This window comes from Streptomyces odontomachicola (assembly GCF_039605595.1).
Lineage (GTDB): Bacteria > Actinomycetota > Actinomycetes > Streptomycetales > Streptomycetaceae > Streptomyces.
This window is the reverse complement of the sequence record NZ_JBCFOK010000032.1, coordinates 10,566-32,617: the sequence shown is the minus strand read 5'-3', so window position 1 is coordinate 32,617 and position 22,052 is coordinate 10,566. Positions and strand designations below refer to the sequence as shown.

The following is a 22,052-nucleotide window of genomic DNA, read 5'->3' as shown; positions in this document are numbered from 1 at the left end:
CGGGTTGCGCGGCGATGGCCGCGAGTGGTCGGGTGGTGACATGCAGCGCGGTGGCGGACTGGGAGAGGGGACCGGCGAGCCGTCAGATGCGGGCGCCGAGCGCGCACGGGGACGCCACCGGCGGGACGCAGCGGAAAGTGGGAGCAGCAAGGGTGGCGGCCGAGTGGGGGTGACCTACAAATACTTCGGCGCACCGGACGGCGCGACGGCGGCCCGGGTGCCGATCTCGATGCGGCCCGAGGAGCTCGGCGGCGACGAGCTGGGTCACGGCATGTTCACCAAGATCAAGCCGGAGACCATGGCCGCGATGGTGCTCACCGGCATCGAGGGCATACCGCTCTACCGCGTCCCCCCGCTCGAACTCGTCGTGCTGCACCCCGACTACGCCGTGGTGAAGCTCCCGATGACGGTCGTCGACCCGCTGCGCGGCATCGGCGAGGAGTCGGTGGGCGCCGCGGCGTTCATCTGGTCCACGGTCCCCGACCGCGCGGGCCCGCAGGACGCCTTCAACGTGTACCAACTGCTGCACGAGTGGCGGGACTTCTCCGACCGCCTGCACATGGCGGGCCACCAGCCGTACTGCCTGGTCTGGCCCTAGCGCGGCCCGCGGACACCACCCGCCGACGCGGCCCGGAGGCTCACGGGAGCCCCGGGCCTTTTGCGTGCGCGGCACGCTGTGACTCTTGCGTGCCGGCACGCTGTTGTCTTTTGCGTGCGCGGCACGAATTCACCGTCACTGCCTGTCAGTTCGATAACTAGGGGTGCCCGCGCCCTCTCCGTAGCGTCACGCCCGTCATCGGGCCGTACGCGAACGAGGAGGGACGTTCCATGGCGAGAACCAGGAGCAGGGGCCGCCGGGGTGTGGTGGCGGCGGTGGCCGCCGCGCTGCTCGGCACCGGGCTGGGCGTGACGGCGGCGACCGCGGGCGCGGAGGAGGACCCCGGCACGTCAGCGGGCGGTGCGGGCTGCCGCGCCTCGGACGGCGAGATCTACAGCCCGCCCGCACAGGCGCCGGGCACACCGGGGCAGATCATCGCCTGCCGCGAGACGAAGCTGCCGCATGTGCCGGGCGGCATCCCCATGACGGCGTGGAAGATCCAGTACGCCTCGCGGGACAACAGGGGCGAGCCCGTCGCCGTCTCCGGCACCGTCGCGGTGCCCAAGAAGGCCTGGAAGGGCCCGGGTTCGCGGCCCGTGGTCGCGTTCAACCCCGGCACCCTCGGTCTCGGCCCGCAGTGCGCGTTCTCCAAGCAGCTCGCCGGGCAGTACCAGGACGAGTACGAGGGCGACAACATCGCCGCCTCGCTCAAGGCCGGCTACGCCGTGGCCGCCACCGACGGCGCGGGCTACCTGGACGGGCGGACCCACCCGTACGTCTCCGGCGGCGACTCCGGCCGCGCGCTCCTCGACGTGGCCCGCGCGGCGCCCCGTGTCCCGGGCAGCGGGCTCGACAAGGGCGCCGAGGTCGGCCTGTGGGGCTACTCGGAGGGCGGCCACGCCAGCCTCTGGGCGGCCCAGCTCGCCGGTACGTACGCGCCGGAGCTGAACGTGGCGGGCGACGCGTCCGGCGGCGTGCCCGGCGACCTGAAGGTGGTCGCGAAGTCGCTGAACGGCGGCCCGTTCGCGGGGTTCCTCGGCAACGCGCTGGTCGGGCTCAAGACCGCGTACCCGGGCATGCCCTTCGACGCGCTGCTGAACGAGCGCGGCAGGCGGGCCCAGAAGAAGATCACGTCGCACTGCCTGGTGGGCACGCTCGCCAACTTCCCGATGGAGAGGGTGGAGAACCTGACGAAGGAGGGCTACTCCCTCGACGAGCTCTACCGGCTGCGCGGCGAGGACGGCACGACCTGGGGCGAGGTCGTCGACCGCCAGAAGCTGGGCGTCGGCGTCGGCCCGAAGGGCTCGGGAGCGCACCATGAACTGGACTTCCCGGTCTTCCAGTACCGCGGCTTCGCCGACGAGGTGATCCCCACGAAGACGGAGGACGCCACCAGGGCCGCGTACTGCAAGTCGGGGGTCCCCACGAAGTGGAAGGTCTACCCCGGCGAACACCTCACCACGGACCGCGAGGCGGTGGACGACGTGGTGAAGTGGCTGGGCGAACGCTTCACGGGGAAACCGGCGACGAGCGATTGCTGAACGCGCGTCCGGGGCCCCCGCGTACCGCGGGGCCCCGGACGCTGGCGCAAGCCACCAACACACCCCAACAATCGTTGGACAGCGCGGAGTTCGCCGACACTCACCGGGAGGCAGCCCATGGCGCCCGACACCGCCCCCACCCCCCGCGTCCTCGTCATCGGCGCGGGCCCCACCGGCCTGCTGCTCGCCGGCGACCTCGCCGAGGCAGGCCACCCCGTCACCCTCGTCGAACGGCGCGAAGAGGGCATCAGCAACCTCTCCCGCGCCCTCGTCGTGCACGCCCGCACCCTGGAGGTGCTGGACGCCCGCGGCCTCGCCGACGAGCTCGTCGACACCGGCAAGCCCATCGAGGGGCTGCGCCTGTTCGGCCACGCCACCCTCGATCCGACCCGCCTGCACACCCGCTTCCCGTTCGCGCTCGTCACCCCGCAGTACGAGGTGGAGCGGCTGCTGGAGCGGCGCGCGCGGGAGGCGGGCGTCTCCTTCAGGTACGGCACCGAGCTGACCGGGCTACGCCAGGACGAGGACGGCGTCGAGGCACACGTGCGCGCGGCCGCAGGCGCGGGAGAGAAGGGCGACGGCGCGCAGGAGACCCTGCACGCCCGCTACCTCGTCGGCACCGACGGCGTGCACAGCACCGTCCGCGACGCCCTCGGGCTGCCGTTCCCCGGCAAGTCCGTCGTGCGCTCCATCGTGCTCACCGACGTACGGCTGGAGCGCCCGCCCGCCGAGCCGTTCGCGGTGAACGCGACCGGGGACGCCTTCGCCGCTGTCGGCGACTTCGGCGACGGGTACCACCGGGTCATGGGCTGGGCCAGGGAGCGCCAGCTCCCCGACACCGAGCCGGCCGACCTCGACGAGGTGCGCGACTTCACCCGCCGCGCGCTCGGCGACGACTTCGGCATGCACGACCCGCGCTGGATCTCCCGCTTCCACAGCGACGAGCGGCAGGCACCGGCGTACCGCATCGGCCGCGTCTTCCTCGCCGGCGACGCCGCGCACGCGCACTCCCCCGCGGGCGGCATGGGCATGAACACCGGGCTCCAGGACGCCGCCAACCTGAGCTGGAAGCTGGCCGCCGTGCTGGCCGAGCGCTCCCCGGCCGCGCTGCTCGCCACGTACGAGAGCGAGCGCCATCCGGTCGGCAGGACCGTGCTGCGGATGAGCGGCGGCATCCTGCGCATGGCCCTCATGAACCGTCCCGGCAGCGGCGCGCTCCGCTCCGCCGCCTCCCAACTCGCCGACCGCGCGCGCCCGTTGTCCGACCGCGCCATGCGCACCGTCTCCGGCATCGGCATCGCGTACCCGGCGCCGAAGGGCAGCCACCCGCTGACCGGCCGCCGCGCGCCCGACCTGGCGCTGCGCACCGGGCGGCTGTACGAGGCCCTGCGCGGCGGCCACTTCGTCCTGGTCACCCCGGCGGGCGCGGCCGTGCCGAAGCCGGGCGCCGCGGTGCGCCACGCCGAGCTCCGCGAGGGCGCCCGCCACACCCTCCTGATCCGCCCCGACGGCCACATCGCGTGGGCGTGGACGGGTTCCCAGCCCGACAGGACGGAGCTGGAGCGCGCGCTCGTGGAGTGGACGGGCACGGCCACCTGACACGCACGGCGCCGGGGCGCGGGCCCCGGCGCCGCCTCACCCCTTCACGCAGACGACCTGCTTGAGCTGCGCGACGACCTCCACGAGGTCCCGCTGCTGCTCCATCACCTGCTCGATGGGCTTGTAGGCACCGGGGATCTCGTCCACGACCCCGGAGTCCTTGCGGCACTCGACACCCTGCGTCTGCGCCGCGAGATCCCGCTCCGAGAACCGCTTCCTGGCCTGGTTCCGGCTCATCCTGCGGCCGGCGCCGTGCGAGGCGGAGTGGAAGGACTCGGGGTTGCCGAGGCCCTTCACGATGTACGAACCGGTGCCCATGGAGCCGGGGATGATCCCGTACTCGCCGGACCCGGCGCGGATCGCGCCCTTGCGGGTGACCAGCAGCTCCTGGCCCTCGTACGTCTCCTCGGCCACGTAGTTGTGGTGGCAGGAGATCACCGGGTCGAAGAGGGGCTTCGCCTTCTTGAACTCGCGGCGCACGACGTCCTGGAACAGCCCCATCATCACGGCCCTGTTGTGCTTCGCGTACTCCTGCGCCCAGAACAGGTCGTGCCGGTACGCCGCCATCTGCGGGGTGTCCGCGACGAACACCGCGAGATCGCGGTCGATCAGGCCCTGGTTGTGCGGCAGCTTCTGCGCCTGGCCGATGTGGAACTCGGCGAGCTCCTTGCCGATGTTGCGGGAGCCGGAGTGCAGCATGAGCCACACATTCCCCTCGGAATCCAGACATATTTCGCAGAAATGATTGCCTCCGCCTAGCGAACCCATCTGCTTCACGGCCCGGTCCCTGCGGAACTTCACCGACTCCGCCACCCCGTCGAAGCGGTCCCAGAAGTCCTCCCAGCCCGCGGTCGGGAAGCCGTGCAGGCGCCCCGGGTCCACCGGATCCTCGTGCATGGCGCGGCCCACCGGGATGGCCGCCTCGATGCGCGAGCGCAGCCGGGAGAGGTCGCCGGGCAGGTCGCCCGCGGTCAGCGAGGTGCGCACGGCGGACATGCCGCAGCCGATGTCCACGCCGACCGCGGCGGGGCACACCGCGCCCCGCATCGCGATGACCGAACCGACCGTGGCGCCCTTGCCGTAGTGCACGTCCGGCATCACGGCGAGCCCCTCGGTCCACGGCAGCGCCGACACGTTGCGAAGCTGCTGCATCGCGCCGTCCTCGACCGTCGCCGGGTCGGCCCACATGCGGATCGGCACGCGGGCGCCGGGCACCTCCGTGTAAGACATGGCGTCTCAACTCCCCCATCGGACTGCTGACATGACACAGCGCACATCCTTCACGCGACGGGAACCGCAAGGCGCTGAAATGCCGTCGACGGAACAAGCCGGACATCGCGCAACATTGGCACCGCCCGACCGGACGGCCGCGCGCTGTGTGCGGTAGACATTGTGTTCCGCCGCTCCCCGGCGGCGGCAACATCTTTTCGACCGATCCGGAGGGCAAGGCAGTGCGGCGGAGGCCCAGGACGTACGTCATCAGCGCCACGCTGGCGATCACGCTGGCAGGCGGCCTGGCCGGCTGCTCCGACTCGCCGGACGACGACCCGGGCGGCGACACCAAGCCGGGCTCCTCGGGCAGTTCCGCCTCCACGGCGGCGCCCGGACGGTACGACACCCTGCCCGAGCCGTGCGGCGCGGTGAGCCGGGGCACCCTCAAGCGGCTGCTCCCCGGCGCCGAGTCGGCGGAGAGCGGCAGCGGGGGCGAGACCGCCGACCCGTACGAGGGCAAGGCGAAGCTCACGTACGACACCGACCGCCGCGTCGGCTGCGGCTGGAAGGCCGGGACCCCCGCCGGCACCCGGCACCTCTCGGTCGACATGGAGCGCGTGGTCTCCTACGACCCCTCCGTCAGCGACGACGAGCAGGCCAGGATCCTCTACGACGAGCGCGCGGGACAGGCCGACATCCCCTCCTCGGGCTCGCCTTCGGCCGAGCAGACCCCGCCGGACGGGGACGGCGGGTCCCCCTCGCCGGAGGCCAGCGGATCGGGAAAGCCGAGCGGCGACCCGAGCCCCGGCGCCTCCCAGGGCGAGCGCGCCCAGGGCGGCCGCGACGGCCAGGAGGACCAGCAGGGCCGACAGGGGCAGGAGAGCCAAGACGGCCGGCGGGCCAACGGCGGCGCGGGCGACGGGAGTCCGTCCTCCTCCGCCTCGCCGACGCAGGACCCCTCGGGCGGCCCGAAGCAGCCCGCCGAGGGCGACACGAACGCGCCCTCGGACGCCGGTTCGGGCTCGGGCTCCGCCTCGCCCGACGCCGACCTCGCCCCGCGCACCCTCGACGACATCGGGGACAACGCGTACATCGACGACCAGCTGGACACCGGCCAGTCGGGTGTGCACCGTGACATCACTCTCGTTTTCCGCTCATCCAACGTCATCGCCACGGTCCGCTACGACCAATGGGTGACCGATCAGAACCAGGTCCCCGACAGCGCGGAACTGCAGGACAAGGCCCAGGCGGTGGCGCGCGAGCTGGCCGCCGGCTTCGACGAGGGGTGAACACCGGCGCGTGTGGCGCGCGCCTGGCGCGGCGGCGCGAGGGGTCTGACACAGGCTGTGGGTGATGCCACGAATCGCCCACACCGGCCCATCGGCCGCGTACCGTTCCCCACGGAACCCACACATCCGCAGAGCACCACAGATCCCAGAGCACTCCGGAGCCGCTCCGCGCTGTGCTCTCTCCGATTCCTGGAAGCGAAGGAACCATGCACCGTCAATCCCCGCGAAACGCCCCGCGAGTCGCCAGGACGCTCGCCTGCGCGGCCGTGGCAGTACCCGTGCTGCTGGTCGCCGGCTGCTCCTCGGACTCCGGCAAGGGCGGCGAGGAGACATCCGCTCCCTCGGCCTCCAAGAGCGCGTCGCCCAGCCCCGAGCCCGTGAAGTTCAAGGAGCTTCCCGACTCCTGCCGCACGCTCTCCAAGGGCACGGTCAAGGAGCTGGTGCCCGGCACGGGCAACCCGGGCGGCAAGCGGATCGGCACCGGTGACACGGCCGACTCCGGCACCTGCCTGTGGAGCGGGCTCAAGAAGTACGACTACCGGCAGCTCACCGTGTCGCTGAAGCGCTTCGACTCGGACACCTCGCGCGGCTCGGGTGACAAGCAGGCCAAGGACTTCTACCAGCAGCAGATGTCCGAGGTTCAGGACAACAAGGACAACACCGGGCTGAAGCAGTCCAAGCTCTCCGGCGTCGGCGAGCAGGCCACGACCCTCAGCTACGACGCCAAGAAGAAGGACAAGAAGGGCAGCTCCGAGAAGTACCACGAGGAGTACGTCCTCGCCCGGAACGCCAACGTGGTCCTCTCCGTGGACTACGAGGGCGCGGGCTTCGAGGACGGCAAGACCCCCAGCTCCGCCGACCTGAAGAAGGGCGCGGAGAAGGCGGCCAAGGAGGCCATGAAGCAGGTGAAGTAGGGCCGTAACGGCTCGAAAACCCCCGGGGCTCCGGGCGCCCGGGCGCCCGGAGCCCCTTCGCGTGTGCCAGTCTGGGTCGCCGCCGGACAACGAGGGGTGGGGCAACACGCAGTGCAGCCAGTTCAACTGACCCGAATACACCGGATACTCATCGGCGTCGTCGTCGCGGGCGCGCTGGTCATCGCGGCGATCGGCTTCGCGGGGTCGTACGCGGCGGTCCGCGATCTCGCCGCGCGCAAGGGTTTCGGCGGCTTCGCCCCGTTCTTCCCCATCGGCATCGACGCGGGCATCGTGGTCCTGCTCGCCCTCGACCTGCTGCTGACCTGGATCCGCATCCCCTTCCCGCTGCTGCGCCAGACCGCCTGGCTGCTGACGGCCGCCACCATCGCCTTCAACGGGGCCGCCGCCTGGCCCGACCCGCTCGGCGTCGGCATGCACGCGGTGATCCCGGTGCTGTTCGTGGTCGCCGTGGAGGCCGCGCGGCACGCGGTCGGGCGCATCGCGGACATCACGGCCGACCGGCACATGGAGGGCGTGCGCATCGCCCGCTGGCTGCTCGCCTTCCCCTCCACCTTCCGCCTGTGGCGCCGGATGAAGCTGTGGGAGCTGCGCTCCTACGACGAGGTCATCCGCATGGAACAGGACCGGCTCGTGTACGAGGCGAGGCTGCGCGCCCGCTACGGCCGCAACTGGAAGCGCCGCGCGCCCGTCGAGGCCCTGATGCCCCTCAAGCTGGCCCGCTACGGCATCCCCCTGACCGAGACCGGCCCCTCCGGCCTGGAGGCCGCGGGCCTGGACCCCGAGCCCCTGCTCAGGGGCGCGGTACAGGGGCCCGAGCGCCCCCAACTGGCCGGTCCCGTAGGGGATTCCGCCCCGGCCCCCGTGAGGGAGCCCGCACCGGAGCCCGTACGAGAGCCCGCACCCGAACCCGTACGGGAGCCCGCGCCCGAACCCGTACCGGAGCACACGCAGGCGCGGCCCGAGCCCGAGCCGGAGCCCCCTGCCTCGAACGTCACCGTCCCGGTGGGCCCCAACCGCCGCCGCGCGCTGGGCGGTCCGGTCCCGGAGCCGGAGCCCGAGGTGGACGACACCCCCATAGGGGTCCCGGAGGACACCGCCGTCGACGAGCTGTACTACACCGCGTACCGCGATTACGCCGCCGCGCACGGATCGCTCCCCAACGCGCGCCAGCTCTCCCGCACCCTGCACGAGGCGTACGGGGTCACGCGTGCCGACGGTTCGCTGCTCAGCGAGGGCTATCTCGTCCCGTACACACGGGAGTTCAAGTCCCGCTTCACCACAGAAATGGGAATGGCGGGCTGATCCGCAGACCAGCCCGCCACACACGCAGCGGTTCACGCGGCGTCAGCCGCAAAAGCGTCAGCCGCCCAGCAGCTTCCGCACCCGCTCGGCCCCCACCGCCAGCAGCAGCGTGGGCAGGCGCGGGCCCGTGTCGCCGCCGACCAGCAGCTTGTAGATCAGGGCGAAGAACGCGCGCTGCTGGACCTTGAGTTCGGGGGTCGGCTTCGCCTCGGGGGCGAGGCCCGCGCGCACCTTCGGCACCCCGTAGACGAGCTGCGTCAGGCCGTCCAGCGACCAGTGCTCGTCCAGCCCGTCGAGCAGCATCCGCAGCGATTCGCGCTGGTCGTCGTCCAGCGAGGCCAGCAGCTCGCCGTCCGGCTCCTCGCGCACCCGGGTGCGGTTCTCCTCCGGGACCTGGGTGTTGATCCACCGCTCGGCGCGGTCGAGACGCGGCCGCACCTCGTCCAGCGAGTGCACCGGGCTGGCCGGGTCGAACTCGCCGAGGATCCGCAGCGTCTGCTCGTCGTTGCCCGCGGTGATGTCCACGACCGAGGCCAGCGTGCGGTACGGCAGCGGGCGCGGGGTCGAGGGCAGCGGGCCCTTCGCGGTCGTGGAAGCGCGCAGGTGCGCGGCGACGTCGGCCGGCTGCGCCTTGCCCTCGCCGATCTTCCGTACGAGCGCGTCCCACTCGTCGTAGGTGCGCTGGATCTCCTGGTCGAAGGCGACCTTGAAGGACTGGTTCGGCTTGCGGCGCGCGTACAGCCAGCGCAGCAGCGGGGCCTCCATGATCTGCAGCGCGTCGGCCGGGGTCGGCACGCCGCCCTTGGAGGAGGACATCTTCGCCATGCCGCTGATGCCGACGAACGCGTACATCGGGCCGATCGGCTGCTCGCCGCCGAAGATCTCCTTCACGAGCTGGCCGCCGACGACGAAGGACGAGCCCGGCGACTGGTGGTCGACGCCGGAGGGCTCGAAGACGACGCCCTCGTACGCCCAGCGCATCGGCCAGTCGACCTTCCACACCAGCTTGCCGTGGTTGAACTCGTTGAGCAGCACCGTCTCGGAGTGCCCGCACTGGCAGCTGTAGGTGAGCTGGGTGGTGCTGTCGTCATAGCCGACGACGGTGGTGAGGTCCTTGCCGCAGACCGTGCAGTACGGCTTGTACGGGAAGTACGTGCCGCCGCCGATGCCCGAGCCGTCGTCCTCGGCGGCAGCGCCCGAGCCCTCCTCGGCCTCCAGCTCGGCCTCGTCCACCGGCTTCTGCTGCTGCTTGCCCTTGCCCTTGGGCTTGCCGGTGCCCTTGTCCTTGGTGCGGTAGCGGTCGAGCACGGCGTCGATGGCCTCGCGCTCGCGCATCGCGAAGAGGATCTGCTCGCGGTAGACGCCCGAGGTGTACTGCTCGGTCTGGCTGATCCCGCGGTACTCCACGCCCAGCTCGGCGAGCGAGGCCTCCATCGCGGCGCGGAAGTGCGCGGCCCAGCTCTCGTGCGGGCTGCCCTCGGGAGCCGGGACGGCGGTCAGCGGCTTGCCGATGTGCGCGTCCCAGGACTCGTCCACGCCCTCGACGCCGGCCGGGACCTTGCGGAACCGGTCGTAGTCGTCCCAGGACAGCAGGTGCTCGCAGGGCACGCCCCGGCGCTTGATCTCGTCCGCGACCAGGTGCGGGACCATCACCTCGCGGAGGTTGCCGAGGTGGATGGGGCCCGAGGGGGAGAGTCCCGAGGCGCAGACGACCGTTTTGCCAGGGGCGCGACGCTCCGCCTCGGCGATGACCTCATCGGCGATTCGGGAGACCCAGTCGGCCTCTTGAGTGGTCTGAGCCACGTCCGGCACTTCCTTCTCGTCTGCTTTCGTTTACGCGTTCGGTGTGCGGGCCCGCGCCGCGGTCTGCGCGGTGCGGTCCGTGCGTGGGGTCCGCGCTGCTCGCGCGCGACAGGGCCGGAGCTCCAGGGGATGTCCGTGCCGCCGCCGCGGCCCCGCGGGCCCCATTGTCCCACCGCCGGGGGCGGGCTCCGCGCATGGGATACTCGGGGGCACCCCCTCGGCTCGGGGGCATCCCTTGCCCGGACACGACGGAACGGCAGCAGACACCTATGGCTTCGGTCCCCTCACTCGCAGCGAAGGTCAACCAGCGCATCACCGACGCACTCTCGGCGGCCCTGCCGGAGGCCGGTGCCGCGGACCCGCTGCTGCGACGAAGCGACCGGGCCGACTTCCAGGCGAACGGCATGCTGGCCCTGGCCAAGCAGCTCAAGGGCAACCCCCGCGAGCTCGCTTCCAAGGTCGTCGAGCAGCTTCCGGCCAATGAGGAGATCTCCGGGATCGAGGTCTCGGGCCCCGGCTTCCTCAACATCACCGTCGCCGACGAGGCCCTGATGCGCACCCTCGCCGCGCGGTACGAGGACGAGGCGGGCCGCCTCGGCGTGCCGTACGCCGAGCAGCCCGGCACCTCGGTGATCGACTACTCGCAGCCGAACGTCGCCAAGGAGATGCACGTCGGCCACCTGCGCTCGACGGTCATCGGCGACGCGGTGATGCGCATCCTGGAGCACCGCGGCGAGACGGTCGTGCGCCGGCACCACATCGGCGACTGGGGCACCCAGTTCGGCATGCTCATCCAGTATCTGATCGAGCACCCGCACGAGCTGGACCACGCCTCGGACGCGGCGGACGCCGCCGACGAGGGCGAGGCCGCGATGGCCCGCCTCAACCGGCTGTACAAGGCGTCCCGCGCCGTCTTCGACTCCGACGAGGAGTTCAAGACCCGCGCGCGGGACCGCGTGGTTCAGCTCCAGGCGGGCGAGCCTGAGACCCTCGGCCTCTGGCACAAGATCGTCGATGAGTCGAAGACGTACTTCCGCGCGGTGTACGAGGAGCTGGACGTCGAGGTCCGTGACGAGGACATCGTCGGCGAGAGCGCGTACAACGACGACCTGCAGAACGTGGTCAAGGAGCTGGAGGAGTCGGGCGTCGCGGTCCGCTCCGACGGCGCGCTGTGCGTCTTCTTCGACGACGTGAAGGGCCCCGACGGCACCCCGACCCCGCTGATCGTCCAGAAGTCCAACGGCGGCTTCGGCTACGCGGCCACCGACCTGGCCGCGATCCGCGACCGCATCGGCAAGCTGCACGCCGACACCCTGCTCTACGTGGTCGACGCCCGGCAGTCGCTGCACTTCCGCATGGTCTTCGAGACCGCGCAGCGGGCCGGCTGGCTGCCGGAGGGCGCGGCGAAGCAGCTCGCCTTCGGCACGGTGCTCGGCAAGGACGGCAAGCCGTTCAAGACCCGCGAGGGCGAGACGGTCCGCCTGGTCGACCTGCTGAACGAGGCGGTCGAGCGCGCCGCGGTCGTGGTCCGCGAGAAGGCCGAGCAGGGCGGCCTGGACATGTCCGAGTCGGAGATCCAGGACCGGGCGCACCAGGTGGGCATCGGCGCGGTCAAGTACGCGGACCTGTCCAACTCCATGACCCGCGACTACATCTTCGACCTGGACCGCATGGTCTCCCTCCAGGGCGACACCAGCGTGTACCTCCAGTATGCGTACGCGCGCATCCGCTCGATCTTCCGCAAGGCGGGCGAGGACGCCGCGGCGGCCCCGCACCCCGAGCTGGAACTCGCCCCCGCCGAGCGGGCGCTGGCCATGCACCTGGACGAGTTCGGCGACACCCTGGCCGCCGTCGCGGAGACCTACGAGCCCCACAAGCTCGCCGCCTACCTCTACGAACTCGCCTCGCTCTTCAGCCCGTTCTACGAGAACTGCCCCGTCCTGAAGGCCGAAACGACAGAGGCCCGCGAAAACCGCCTGTTCCTCTGCGCGCTGACGGCCCGCACGCTGCATCAGGGGCTGGACCTGCTGGGAATTCGGACGCCCGAGAGGCTGTAAAGCCGTCCCCTCTTCCCTCGGCGGACAGCGCCCCCCGGTCGTCTAGCCCCGCACGGCACGGATGAACGCCGCCCACGCGGCGGCGCCGTGTATGAGGGCCGGGCTCTCCGGGACCTTGCTGTCCCGTACGGGGACGAGGCCCGGGACACCGTCGGCGACCTCGACGCAGTTGACGTCGCCCCCGTTGCTGTAACTGGACTTGCGCCAGACCGCGGTGGAGAGATCAGGGGTGCGGCTCATGCTGTGTACTCCTCCAGGACGCGTTCGATGCAGGCCACCGAGTCCGTGGGCGGCAGCGCCAGGTCTCGGAGCTGATCGTAAGCGAGCCGATAGAAGGTGACCTGCTCTGGATCTTCGATCAGCTCGCCGAACCTGTTGCCTTCAAGGTAGGCAACAGAACTGCCGTCCGATTGCCAGAGTACCGACAGGTGACCGTTCATGAGGTGGTGAACTCCCCTGGAAAAGGGCAGCACTTGGACGACCACGGAACGGGTTTCCGCCATGGTGATCAAGTGGGATAGCTGGTCGGTCCACACGTCCGGGCTTCCCGCCGAACGCCGTAGCGCCGCCTCGTCCAGGATGACGCGCACGTTCGGCGCCGGGTCGCGGCGCAGCAGCTCCTGGCGGCCCATCCGGGCATCGACCTGTGCTTCGACGGCGCCTTCGTCCACCGGACCGGGCACCGAGGAGAGCACCGCGCGGGCGTAACCCTCTGTCTGCAGCAGGCCCGGAACGGCGAGCACGTACTTGTACATGAGCACAGCCGACGATTCGTAGCGCATGAACGCCTTGAACTGGTCGTCGAACGTGTCCTGCTGGGCCAGCCGCCAGAGCCGGACCAGCAGGTCACCGGTGTCGTAGTACGCGTCGAGGTCCGCCATCAAGGACAGCTTCGACAGGCGCTCTCCCGACTCCAGCCTGCACAGATAGCTCTTGTCGTACGCCGTGTCCTCGGCCACCTGCGCCAGGGACTTGCCCGCGCGCTCGCGCAGCATGCGCAGCGTACGGGCCAAGGTCTCGCGCGCGGACTCCTCGGACGGCTGTTCGGCCATTCACACCCTCCCGTTGTCTGGCGCTCAGACAACGGCAGACGTCTGGCGCGGCCCCCATTTACACCTCAAGGCTCTGAGTACAGCAGGTACTCCCCCGCATTGCCCGAGGTGCGGAATGACGGTCGAAAGCGGTCACTTACATGGCAACTCGCTTCAAGGACTGGCTCGTTGGGGTCTTCCGGCGCCGCCCGGCGCCCCAAGCACCACCAACGGCACCGGCGCCGCGCCCTCGCCCCGTACTCCACTGCCCGTACGACCCACCAGCGCTGCCCCCGCGCCTCCGGAACCGCTGGCCCGCCCCCATCGACGGCGACGCCTCGCCCATGGTCCGCCCGTACCTCGTCGCGTACGAGCAGCAGGAGCGCCGTACCGCGCTCGCCCTCGCGCTGGACGGGATCGACGTCGGGCCATACATCATCCACGGCGTACCGGTGGGAGGCGGGCTGCGATGAGGGCCAGGACCGCACTCACCATCACCGTGTACCGGGTCCGGCCGGACGGCACCCGTACGCCGCCGACCGCGCGGATCCTCGTGCCGGACTCCGTACGCGACTCCGAGCGGCTGCCGGCCGGGCTCGGGTATCCGCCCTGCCGCTGCCCGCGTTGCCGGTGAGCGGCGCGGGAAGGCACCGCCCATGGACGATCTCGTCGCACGCGCCCGCGCCCTCGCCGCACCCCGCACGCGCCGCATCCTCGGCATCGCGGGCCCGCCCGGCGCGGGCAAGTCGACCCTCGCGGCGTACCTCGCCCGCGCAATGGGCCCGCAGTACGCCGCGCTCGTCCCCATGGACGGCTTCCACCTCGCGGACGCGGAGCTCCGAAGGCTCGGGCGGCTCGGCCGGAAGGGCGCCCCGGACACCTTCGACCCCGCGGGGTACGCGGCGCTCCTCCGACGCCTCAAGGCGCCCCGCGAAGGCGAGACCGTGTACGCCCCGGGCTTCGACCGCGAGCTGGAGCAGCCGCTCGCGGGGTGCGTCCCCGTACACGCCGACGTGCCGCTCGTGATCACCGAGGGCAACTACCTGCTGCTGGACGAGCAGCCGTGGCCCGAGGTCCGCGGGCTCCTGGACGCGTGCTGGTATGTGGACCTCGACCCCGACGTACGCGTCCGCAGGCTCATCGCGCGCCACGAACGCTTCGGCAAGGCGCCGCGGGAAGCCGAGCGCTGGGTCCTGGAGAACGACGAGGCCAACGCGGCCCTGGTCGCCCGCACCCGCGAACGCGCCGACCTCGTCGCGGAGTTCACCCCCGCGGCGCCCCCAGCCACAGCGGCAGCGACTCCAGATCGTTCTGCGTGAGCACCGGCAGATTGCGCAGCTCGCCGGGCGGCACGGCCAGCCGGAGGTCCGGGAAGCGGGCGAAGAGCGCGGGCAGCGCGACGGACGCCTCCAGCCGGGACAGCGCCGCGCCGGGGCAGATGTGCGGTCCGTGCCCGAAGGTCATGTGCCGCGCCGGCTCCGGCCTGGCCGCGTCGAACGCGTCGGCGTCCGCGCCGTGCCACCCCGCGTCGCGGCCGATCGCGCGGTACGAGATCGCCACGCCGTCGCCGCGCGGCACGGTCACGCCGTCCACGTCGATGTCCTCGGTGGCGAACCGCAGCAGCAGATGCGTGGTCGGCGGGTCCCAGCGCAGCGTCTCCTCGATCACCGCGTCCCAGCCGACCCCGCCGCCGAGCACCGCTTCCCGCTGCGCGGGGTGGGTGAGCAGTGCCCGTACGGCGTTGAGAACGAGGGAGACGGTCGTTTCGTGCCCGGCGCCGACCAGCGCGTGCAGGTTGCCGACCGTCTCCTCCTCGGTGAGGGGTTCGCCGCCCTCGTCGGCGTGCACCAGAGCGCTGGTCAGGTCGTCGGTGGGCGCGGCCGCCCGCTCCCTGACCATCTCGCGGTAGATCCCGCCCAGTTCGGCGAAGGCCGCGAGCCGCTCGTCCTGCGGGGTCAGCATCGAGAAGAACGCCCCGTACAACTCGTGCATACGGGGCCGCAGCGCCGGGTCGACGCCCAGCAGCACGCCGACCACCTCCATGGGCAGCGGCAGCGCGAAGGCGGCACGGAGGTCGACGGGCCCGGAAGCGGAATCCGCGGCCCGCGCTGCCATCCCGTCCAGCAGCCGCCCCGTGATCCGCTCGATGACGGGCCGCATCCGCTCCACCCGCCGCGGGGTGAGCGCCTGCGCGGTCTTCGCGCGCAGCCGCCGGTGCTCGGCCCCGTCCACGGTGAACAGCGAACGCCCCACGTCGATCATCCCGATCAGCGGCCACTCACGGGTCACCGCACCGCTGCGCCACAGCGACCAGCAACCGAGGTCCTTCACCAGCCGCGGATCGGTGAGCAGCCGCCTGGCCTGCTCCTGCCGCGTGACGGTCCACACCGGCACACCGAGCAGATCCAGGCGCGCGAGGGGTCCCGCCGCGCATAACGCCCGGGTCTCCCCGTCCAGATCCCGTACGAGGGGGTCGACGGCGAGCGGCTCGGTGGCGAACGGACCGGGGCTGTACGGGCACGAACTGCTCATGAGGCGCCTCCCGTCCCTCAACGCCCGCGCGGACACACGGGCTTGAGGTCACCTACCCGAAGGCGCCTCCCTCACGCGAAGCCCAGGCCCCGCGCGCAGCCTCACCCCTCGCGCAGCAGCCGCGCCGCCTCCGTCGCCCAGTACGTGAGCACCACGCTCGCGCCGGCCCGCTTGAAGCCGGTGAGCGTCTCCAGGATGGCCGCCTCGCGGTCGAACAGGCCGCGCTCGGCCGCGCCCTCGATCATCGCGTACTCGCCGGAGATCTGGTACGCGCCGACCGGCACGTCAGCGGCCTCGGCCACGTCGCACAGCACGTCCAGGTACGGCATCCCCGGCTTGACCATCACCATGTCGGCGCCCTCCTCCAGGTCGAGGGCGAGCTCGCGCAGCGCCTCGCGCCCGTTGGCGGCGTCCTGCTGGTAGGTCTTCCGGTCGCCCTGCAGGGACGAGCCGACGGCCTCGCGGAAGGGGCCGTAGAAGGCGGAGGCGTACTTCGCGGTGTAGGCGAAGAGGGAGACGTCCACGTGCCCCGCCTCGTCCAACGCCCGCCGCACGTGCGCGATCTGACCGTCCATCATGCCGCTCGGCCCGAGCATGTGCGCACCGGCGTCGGCCTGGGCCCGCGCCATCTCCGCGTACCGCACGAGCGTCGCGTCGTTGTCCACGCGCCCCGACGCGTCCAGCACGCCGCAGTGGCCGTGGTCGGTGAACTCGTCCAGGCACAGGTCGGACATGACCACGAGGTCGTCGCCGACCTCGGAGCGCACGTCGCGCAGGCCGAGCTGGAGGATGCCGTCCGGGTCGGTCCCCCGCGTACCGACCGCGTCCTTCTCCTCGTCCTTCGGCACGCCGAACAGCATGATCCCGCCGACCCCGGCGGCGACCGCTTCGGCCGCCGCCTTCTTCAGCGAGTCGCGCGAGTGCTGCACGACCCCCGGCAGCGTGGACACCGCCACCGGCTCGTCGATCCCGTCCCGCACGAAGACGGGCAGGATCAGGTCCGCCGGATGCACCCGGTGCTCCGCGACCATGCGCCGCATCGCCGGGGTCGTACGCAGCCGGCGGGGACGTGCCGCGGGGTAACTGCCGTAAACGCTCACGAGGTTCGTGCCCTCCTCCTGGCCGGGCGCTTCTCGCTCGGCCGCTTCACCGTTTCACCTGCCTCGGCGGCGTCCTCGCGGCGCTGCTCGCCATAGTCGGCGAGCGCCTCCGCCAGCTTGTGCACGGACGGCTCGGGCGACATGACGTCGACCCGCAGGCCGTGCTCCTCGGCCGTCTTGGCGGTGGCCGGGCCGATGCAGGCGATGACCGTCACGTTGTGCGGCTTGCCCGCGATACCGACGAGGTTCCGGACCGTGGACGACGAGGTGAAGAGCACCGCGTCGAAACCGCCGCCCTTGATGGCCTCACGGGTCTCCGCGGGCGGCGGAGAGGCACGCACCGTACGGTACGCCGTCACGTCGTCGACCTCCCAGCCGAGTTCGATGAGCCCGGCGACGAGGGTCTCGGTGGCGATGTCGGCGCGCGGCAGGAAGACGCGGTCGATCGGGTCGAAGACCGGGTCGTAGGGCGGCCAGTCCTCCAGCAGGCCCGCGGCCGACTGCTCACCGGACGGCACGAGGTCCGGCTTCACGCCGAAGGCGATCAGCGCCTTGGCGGTCTGCTCGCCGACGGCCGCGACCTTGATCCCGGCGAAGGCCCGCGCGTCGAGCCCGTACTCCTCGAACTTCTCGCGCACCGCCTTGACCGCGTTCACCGAGGTGAAGGCGATCCACTCGTAGCGGCCCGTGACCAGGCCCTTGACCGCGCGCTCCATCTGCTGCGGCGTGCGCGGCGGCTCCACGGCGATGGTGGGCACCTCGGCCGGCACGGCGCCGTACGAGCGGAGCTGGTCGGAGAGCGACGCTGCCTGCTCCTTGGTGCGCGGCACAAGAACGTTCCAGCCGAACAGCGGCTTGGACTCGAACCACGCGAGCCGGTCACGCTGCGCGGGCGCGCTGCGCTCGCCGACCACGGCTATGACCGGCCTGCCGCCGTCGGCGCTGGGCAGCACCTTCGCCGACTTGAGGGTCTGCGCGATGGTGCCCAGCGTCGCGGTCCAGGTCCGCTGCCGGGTGGTGGTGCCCGCGACGGTCACCGTCAGCGAGGTGTCCGGCTTGCGGCCGCCGGCGACCAGCTCGCCCGCGACCGAACCCACCGAGTCCAGGGTGGTGGAGACGACCACGGTCGCCTCGCTGGCCCCCACCTCGGTCCAGCATCTGTCATCGGCGCTGCGCGCGTCGATGAAGCGCACGTCGGTGCCGTGCTCGTCGCGCAGCGGCACACCCGCGTACGCCGGAACGCCGACCGCGGCCGCTACGCCCGGCACCACCTCGAAGGTGATGCCCTCATCGGCGCAGGCCAGCATCTCCCGCGCCGCGTCCGCGTCCAGGCCCGGGTCACCGGAGACGGCTCGCACGACCCGCTTGCCGGACCGCGCGGCGGCCATGGCAAGATCTCCTCCATCACCCGCGGCAGCGGGGCCAGTTGACGTGTCGTCACCGGCGTCCTGCCGCTGCTGGAGAGGTGTGTCCACGCCCGTACGCGCGTGAGTGCGCACGACGTCGTACACCGGGGGGTCTGCGACCAGCACATCCGCCTGCGCCAGCGCCTCGACGGCGCGCAGAGTCAGCAGCCCCGGGTCCCCGGGCCCGGCGCCGAGGAAGGTGACGTGCCCGTGTGCACCGTAGAGGTGCTGAGCCGGTTGCCCTGTCGGTGCGGCAGGCGCGTCCGGCGTGGTCTGTGTGGTTGCCGCGTTGGCAGTGGTGGGGCTCAAAGTGCTCGCTCCCCCATCAGACCGGCCGCACCCTTGGCGAGCATCTCGTCCGCGAGCTCGCGGCCCATCCGCTCGGACTGGGCCACCGCCTCGGCGGGAGAAGCCGGTACGGGACCGGTGGTGGACAGCTGCACCAGCGTTTCGCCGTCGGTCGAGCCGACGACGCCGCGCAGGCGCATTTCGGTGACTACCTGCCCGTCGACAAGCAGGTCGGCGAGCGCCCCCACGGGTGCGCTGCAGCCGGCCTCCAAAGCGGCGAGCAGGGTTCGCTCGGCCGTGACGGCGGCCCGGGTGAACGGGTCGTCGAGCTCGGCGAGCTGGGCTGCCAGGTGCGCGTTCGACGCGGCGCACTCGACGGCCAGTGCCCCCTGGCCGGGGGCGGGCAGTACGTGGTCCGGGGCGAGGTGCTCGGAGACTTCGTCGCTCCTGCCGATGCGCCCGAGCCCGGCGGCGGCGAGGACGACCGCGTCGAGCTCACCGCTGCGCACGTACCCGATGCGGGTGTCGATATTCCCCCGGATCGGAACGGTTTCGATCCGCACGCCCTGCGAGCGCGCCCACGCGTTGAGCTGCGCCATGCGGCGCGGCGATCCGGTGCCCACCCGCGGGGCGCGCCCCGCCGAGCCGTCCACCAGCTCCTGGAAGGTCAGCCCGTCGCGGGCGATCAGCGCGTCCCGCGCGTCCGCGCGCTCGGGAATCGCGGCGAGCGCCAGCTCCTCGGGCTGCGCGGTCGGCAGATCCTTCAGCGAGTGCACGGCGAAGTCGACCTCGCCGCCCAGCAGCGCGTCGCGCAGCGCGGTGACGAACACACCGGTGCCGCCGATCTGCGCCAGGTGCTCCCTGCTGGTGTCCCCGTACGTGGTGATCTCGACCAGCTCGACGGGCCGCCCGGTGACCCTGCGCACCTGCTCGGCCACCAGTCCCGACTGGGCCATGGCCAGTTTGCTGCGGCGGGTGCCGAGCCTGAGTGCCCGGCCTTGCGTCGTGCTCATTGCCGCTCCTGTTCCGGCTTGCTGACAGCGGCGACCGCCTGCGGGTCGAGGTCGAAGAGTTCGCGGAGCGCGTCGGCGTACCCGGCGCCGCCCGGCTCCCCGGCGAGCTGCTTCACGCGCACCGTCGGCGCGTGCAGCAGCTTGTCCACGACGCGCCGCACGGTCTGGGTGATCTCCGCGCGCTGCTTGTCGTCCAGACCCGTCAACCGGCCTTCCAGGCGCGCCATTTCGCTGGCGACGACGTCCGCCGCCATCGTGCGCAGCGCCACCACCGTGGGGGTGATGGTCGCGGCGCGCTGGGCCGCCCCGAAGGCGGCCACCTCCTCGCCGACGATGCCGCGCACGGCGTCCACGTCGGCGGCCATCGGGGCGTCAGCGGATGCTTCGGCCAGCGACTCGATGTCCACGAGCCGTACGCCGTCGAGCCGGTGCGCCCCGGCGTCGATGTCCCGGGGCATCGCGAGGTCGAGCAGCGCGAGCTCGCCGCCGCCCGGGTGCCGGGCCGCCGCCTCCCGCACCGCTTCCTCGGTCAGGACGAGCCCGGTCGCCCCGGTGCAGGACACGACGATGTCCGCGCGCGGCAGCTCGTCGGCGACGGAGTCGAACTCCCCTGCGCGCGCCGAGCCCTCGGCCGTGCCCTCCTCGGAGAGGCTGGCCGCCAGGCGGGTCGCCCTCTCCAGCGTCCTGTTGACGATCACCAGTTCGGCTGCTCCGGCCCTGGCGAGGGTGGTGGCGGCGAGCGAGGACATGGACCCCGCGCCGATCACCAGCGCGCGCTTGCCGCGCACCCAGGACTCCACCGGGACGCCCGCGGCGAGCTGCTCCAGACCGAAGGTGACCAGGGACTGCCCGGCCTTGTCGATGCCGGTCTCGGTGTGTGCGCGCTTGCCGACCCGCAGCGCCTGCTGGAACAGGTCGTTCAGCAGCCGCCCCGCGGTGTGCTGCTCCTGCGCCACGGCGAGCGCGTCCTTGATCTGGCCGAGGATCTGGCCCTCGCCGACCACCATCGAGTCCAGGCCGCACGCGACCGAGAACAGGTGGTGCACCGCGCGGTCCTCGTAGTGCACGTAGAGGTACGGGGTGAGCTCCTCCAGGCCGACGCCGCTGTGCTGGGCGAGCAGCGTGGACAGCTCGGCCACGCCGGCGTGGAACTTGTCCACGTCCGCGTACAGCTCGATCCGGTTGCAGGTGGCCAGCGCGGCCGCCTCGGCCGCTGGCTCGGCGGCCACGGTGTCCTGGAGCAGCCGTCCGCGCAGCCGCGGCTCCAGCGCGGCGCGCTCCAGCACGCTCACGGGCGCGCTGCGGTGGCTGAGACCGACGACGAGCAGGCTCATGCGGGCATCACGGCGGGCACATCCCCGTCAGGTCCGGAGTCGGGGCGCTTCACGGAGGCGGCCGGCGGCACGGCCGGCGCCGCGGTGTCGGTGTCCTCGTCCTCGGGCACGTCCTCGCCCGCCTTCCGCTGCTCGTGGAAGGCGAGGATCTGGAGCTCTATGGACAGGTCCACCTTGCGCACGTCCACGCCCTCGGGAACGGAGAGGACGGTCGGCGCGAAGTTCAGGATGGAGGTGATCCCGGCGGCCACCAGCCGGTCGCAGACCTGCTGCGCGGCCCCGGCCGGGGTGGCGATGACGCCGATGGAGACGCCATTGTCGTCGATGATCTTCTCGAGCTCGTCGGTGTGCTGCACCGGGATCCCGGCGACGGGCTTCCCGGAGAGCGAGGGGTCGGCGTCGATCAGCGCGGCGACCCGGAACCCGCGGGAGGCGAACCCCCCGTAGTTGGCCAGCGCGGCACCGAGATTTCCTATACCGACGATGACCACGGGCCAGTCCTGGGTGAGGCCCAGCTCGCGGGAGATCTGGTACACGAGGTACTCCACGTCGTAGCCGACGCCCCGGGTGCCGTACGAACCGAGGTAGGAGAAGTCCTTGCGCAGCTTCGCCGAGTTGACCCCGGCGGCGGTCGCCAGTTCCTCGGAGGAGACCGTGGGCACCGAACGCTCGGAGAGCGCCGTGAGCGCCCGCAGATACAGCGGAAGACGGGCGACGGTGGCCTCGGGGATCCCTCGGCTGCGGCTCGTCGTCGCCGGTCGGTGATTTCGGCCAGTTGCCACGGTGCTCCTGCCGGTTGCGCGAAGCGGTGAGCGGCCGTACCTGGCGCGCGCGCCCGAACCGCTCCTGCGCGCCAAGGCTATGTCTTTGTGAACGCGTGCACAAAGATGGTGTCCGCTTTGTCCAGGCAACGTGACCGGCGCCACACGTATCAACGCGGACACTCGGTCACACTCCTCACCTATACGTCGCCGGACGGCAAAAACGCCCTCGATGGTAATCGAATTCCAGC

At 71.9% G+C, this 22,052-nt stretch carries 20 protein-coding genes; 10 read left to right on the top strand and 10 right to left on the bottom strand.

The window, feature by feature from the left end; translation table 11 throughout:
- Window positions 1-40: 40 nt before the first annotated feature.
- The 3 genes from ABEE00_RS34950 to ABEE00_RS34940 all read left to right on the top strand — a co-directional run bounded on the left by ABEE00_RS34950 (window position 41) and on the right by ABEE00_RS34940 (window position 3,738).
- Window positions 41-598, top strand: coding sequence for a hypothetical protein (locus tag ABEE00_RS34950; RefSeq protein ID WP_345749848.1), 558 nt, complete (start codon window positions 41-43; stop codon window positions 596-598).
- A gap of 230 nt (window positions 599-828) precedes the next feature.
- Complete coding sequence (locus tag ABEE00_RS34945) at window positions 829-2,139, top strand: lipase family protein (RefSeq protein WP_345749842.1); 1,311 nt, start codon at window positions 829-831, stop codon at window positions 2,137-2,139.
- A gap of 117 nt (window positions 2,140-2,256) precedes the next feature.
- Complete coding sequence (locus tag ABEE00_RS34940; RefSeq protein WP_345749841.1) at window positions 2,257-3,738, top strand: FAD-dependent monooxygenase; 1,482 nt, start codon at window positions 2,257-2,259, stop codon at window positions 3,736-3,738.
- 36 nt (window positions 3,739-3,774) lie between these two features.
- Here ABEE00_RS34940 and ABEE00_RS34935 read toward each other — a convergent pair whose 3' ends face one another.
- A complete protein-coding gene (locus ABEE00_RS34935; RefSeq protein ID WP_345749840.1) occupies window positions 3,775-4,968 on the bottom strand; it encodes an RtcB family protein in 1,194 nt (397 codons plus the stop codon).
- A gap of 221 nt (window positions 4,969-5,189) precedes the next feature.
- On the opposite strand from ABEE00_RS34935, the gene ABEE00_RS34930 reads away from it, so the two are divergent.
- From ABEE00_RS34930 to ABEE00_RS34920, 3 genes are all read left to right on the top strand, one after another.
- Window positions 5,190-6,239 carry a hypothetical protein gene (locus tag ABEE00_RS34930; RefSeq protein ID WP_345749839.1) on the top strand — a complete coding sequence of 350 codons (1,050 nt, stop codon included), beginning with the start codon at window positions 5,190-5,192 and terminating at the stop codon, window positions 6,237-6,239.
- Between the two features lie 266 nt (window positions 6,240-6,505).
- Window positions 6,506-7,153 carry a DUF3558 domain-containing protein gene (locus tag ABEE00_RS34925; protein ID WP_345749838.1) on the top strand — a complete coding sequence of 216 codons (648 nt, stop codon included), beginning with the start codon at window positions 6,506-6,508 and terminating at the stop codon, window positions 7,151-7,153.
- Window positions 7,154-7,264: 111 nt separating this feature from the next.
- Entirely contained in the window at window positions 7,265-8,476 is a 1,212-nt protein-coding gene (locus ABEE00_RS34920) for a DUF2637 domain-containing protein (RefSeq protein ID WP_345749837.1), read from the top strand.
- Between the two features lie 57 nt (window positions 8,477-8,533).
- On the opposite strand, the gene lysS is transcribed toward ABEE00_RS34920, so the two are convergent.
- Window positions 8,534-10,279: a lysine--tRNA ligase gene (gene lysS / locus ABEE00_RS34915; RefSeq protein ID WP_345749836.1), complete on the bottom strand. Its 1,746-nt coding sequence runs from the start codon at window positions 10,277-10,279 to the stop codon at window positions 8,534-8,536.
- A 269-nt stretch (window positions 10,280-10,548) separates the two neighbouring features.
- On the opposite strand from lysS, the gene argS reads away from it, so the two are divergent.
- A complete protein-coding gene (argS, locus tag ABEE00_RS34910) occupies window positions 10,549-12,336 on the top strand; it encodes an arginine--tRNA ligase (protein WP_345749835.1) in 1,788 nt (595 codons plus the stop codon).
- Window positions 12,337-12,378: 42 nt separating this feature from the next.
- Here the strand turns inward: argS and ABEE00_RS34905 are convergent, their stop codons facing one another.
- Both ABEE00_RS34905 and ABEE00_RS34900 read right to left on the bottom strand, forming a co-directional pair.
- Window positions 12,379-12,576, bottom strand: coding sequence for a DUF397 domain-containing protein (locus tag ABEE00_RS34905; protein WP_345749834.1), 198 nt, complete (start codon window positions 12,574-12,576; stop codon window positions 12,379-12,381).
- A complete protein-coding gene (locus ABEE00_RS34900; protein WP_345749833.1) occupies window positions 12,573-13,388 on the bottom strand; it encodes a helix-turn-helix domain-containing protein in 816 nt (271 codons plus the stop codon). Before ABEE00_RS34900 ends, ABEE00_RS34905 begins: the two co-directional genes overlap by 4 nt.
- A 140-nt stretch (window positions 13,389-13,528) precedes the next feature.
- On the opposite strand from ABEE00_RS34900, the gene ABEE00_RS34895 reads away from it, so the two are divergent.
- Genes ABEE00_RS34895 through ABEE00_RS34885 form a run of 3 tightly spaced genes read left to right on the top strand, consistent with a single transcriptional unit; the run spans window position 13,529 to window position 14,686 of the window.
- Window positions 13,529-13,840 (top strand): hypothetical protein, encoded by a 312-nt coding sequence (locus ABEE00_RS34895; RefSeq protein ID WP_345749832.1) that lies wholly within the window; start codon window positions 13,529-13,531, stop codon window positions 13,838-13,840.
- Window positions 13,837-14,001 carry a hypothetical protein gene (locus tag ABEE00_RS34890; RefSeq protein WP_345749831.1) on the top strand — a complete coding sequence of 55 codons (165 nt, stop codon included), beginning with the start codon at window positions 13,837-13,839 and terminating at the stop codon, window positions 13,999-14,001. The genes ABEE00_RS34895 and ABEE00_RS34890 overlap by 4 nt, the downstream gene beginning before the upstream one ends.
- A gap of 22 nt (window positions 14,002-14,023) precedes the next feature.
- Window positions 14,024-14,686 carry a nucleoside/nucleotide kinase family protein gene (locus ABEE00_RS34885; RefSeq protein WP_345749830.1) on the top strand — a complete coding sequence of 221 codons (663 nt, stop codon included), beginning with the start codon at window positions 14,024-14,026 and terminating at the stop codon, window positions 14,684-14,686.
- Here ABEE00_RS34885 and ABEE00_RS34880 read toward each other — a convergent pair.
- The 6 genes from ABEE00_RS34880 to ABEE00_RS34855 all read right to left on the bottom strand — a co-directional run bounded on the left by ABEE00_RS34880 (window position 14,631) and on the right by ABEE00_RS34855 (window position 21,822).
- Window positions 14,631-15,899: a cytochrome P450 family protein gene (locus ABEE00_RS34880; RefSeq protein WP_345749829.1), complete on the bottom strand. Its 1,269-nt coding sequence runs from the start codon at window positions 15,897-15,899 to the stop codon at window positions 14,631-14,633. The two genes, ABEE00_RS34885 and ABEE00_RS34880, sit on opposite strands and share 56 nt — an antisense overlap.
- Window positions 15,900-16,000: 101 nt before the next feature.
- Window positions 16,001-16,999, bottom strand: a complete 999-nt coding sequence (gene hemB / locus ABEE00_RS34875; RefSeq protein WP_345749828.1) for a porphobilinogen synthase — start codon at window positions 16,997-16,999, stop codon at window positions 16,001-16,003.
- Window positions 16,996-18,714, bottom strand: coding sequence for a bifunctional uroporphyrinogen-III C-methyltransferase/uroporphyrinogen-III synthase (locus tag ABEE00_RS34870; protein WP_345749827.1), 1,719 nt, complete (start codon window positions 18,712-18,714; stop codon window positions 16,996-16,998). The genes hemB and ABEE00_RS34870 overlap by 4 nt, the downstream gene beginning before the upstream one ends.
- A complete protein-coding gene (hemC, locus tag ABEE00_RS34865; protein ID WP_345749826.1) occupies window positions 18,711-19,706 on the bottom strand; it encodes a hydroxymethylbilane synthase in 996 nt (331 codons plus the stop codon). The genes ABEE00_RS34870 and hemC overlap by 4 nt, the downstream gene beginning before the upstream one ends.
- On the bottom strand, window positions 19,703-21,040 hold the full coding sequence (locus tag ABEE00_RS34860; protein ID WP_345749825.1) for a glutamyl-tRNA reductase: 1,338 nt from the start codon (window positions 21,038-21,040) through the stop codon (window positions 19,703-19,705). Before ABEE00_RS34860 ends, hemC begins: the two co-directional genes overlap by 4 nt.
- Window positions 21,037-21,822, bottom strand: a complete 786-nt coding sequence (locus ABEE00_RS34855) for a redox-sensing transcriptional repressor Rex (RefSeq protein ID WP_345749824.1) — start codon at window positions 21,820-21,822, stop codon at window positions 21,037-21,039. Before ABEE00_RS34855 ends, ABEE00_RS34860 begins: the two co-directional genes overlap by 4 nt.
- Window positions 21,823-22,052 lie beyond the last annotated feature (230 nt).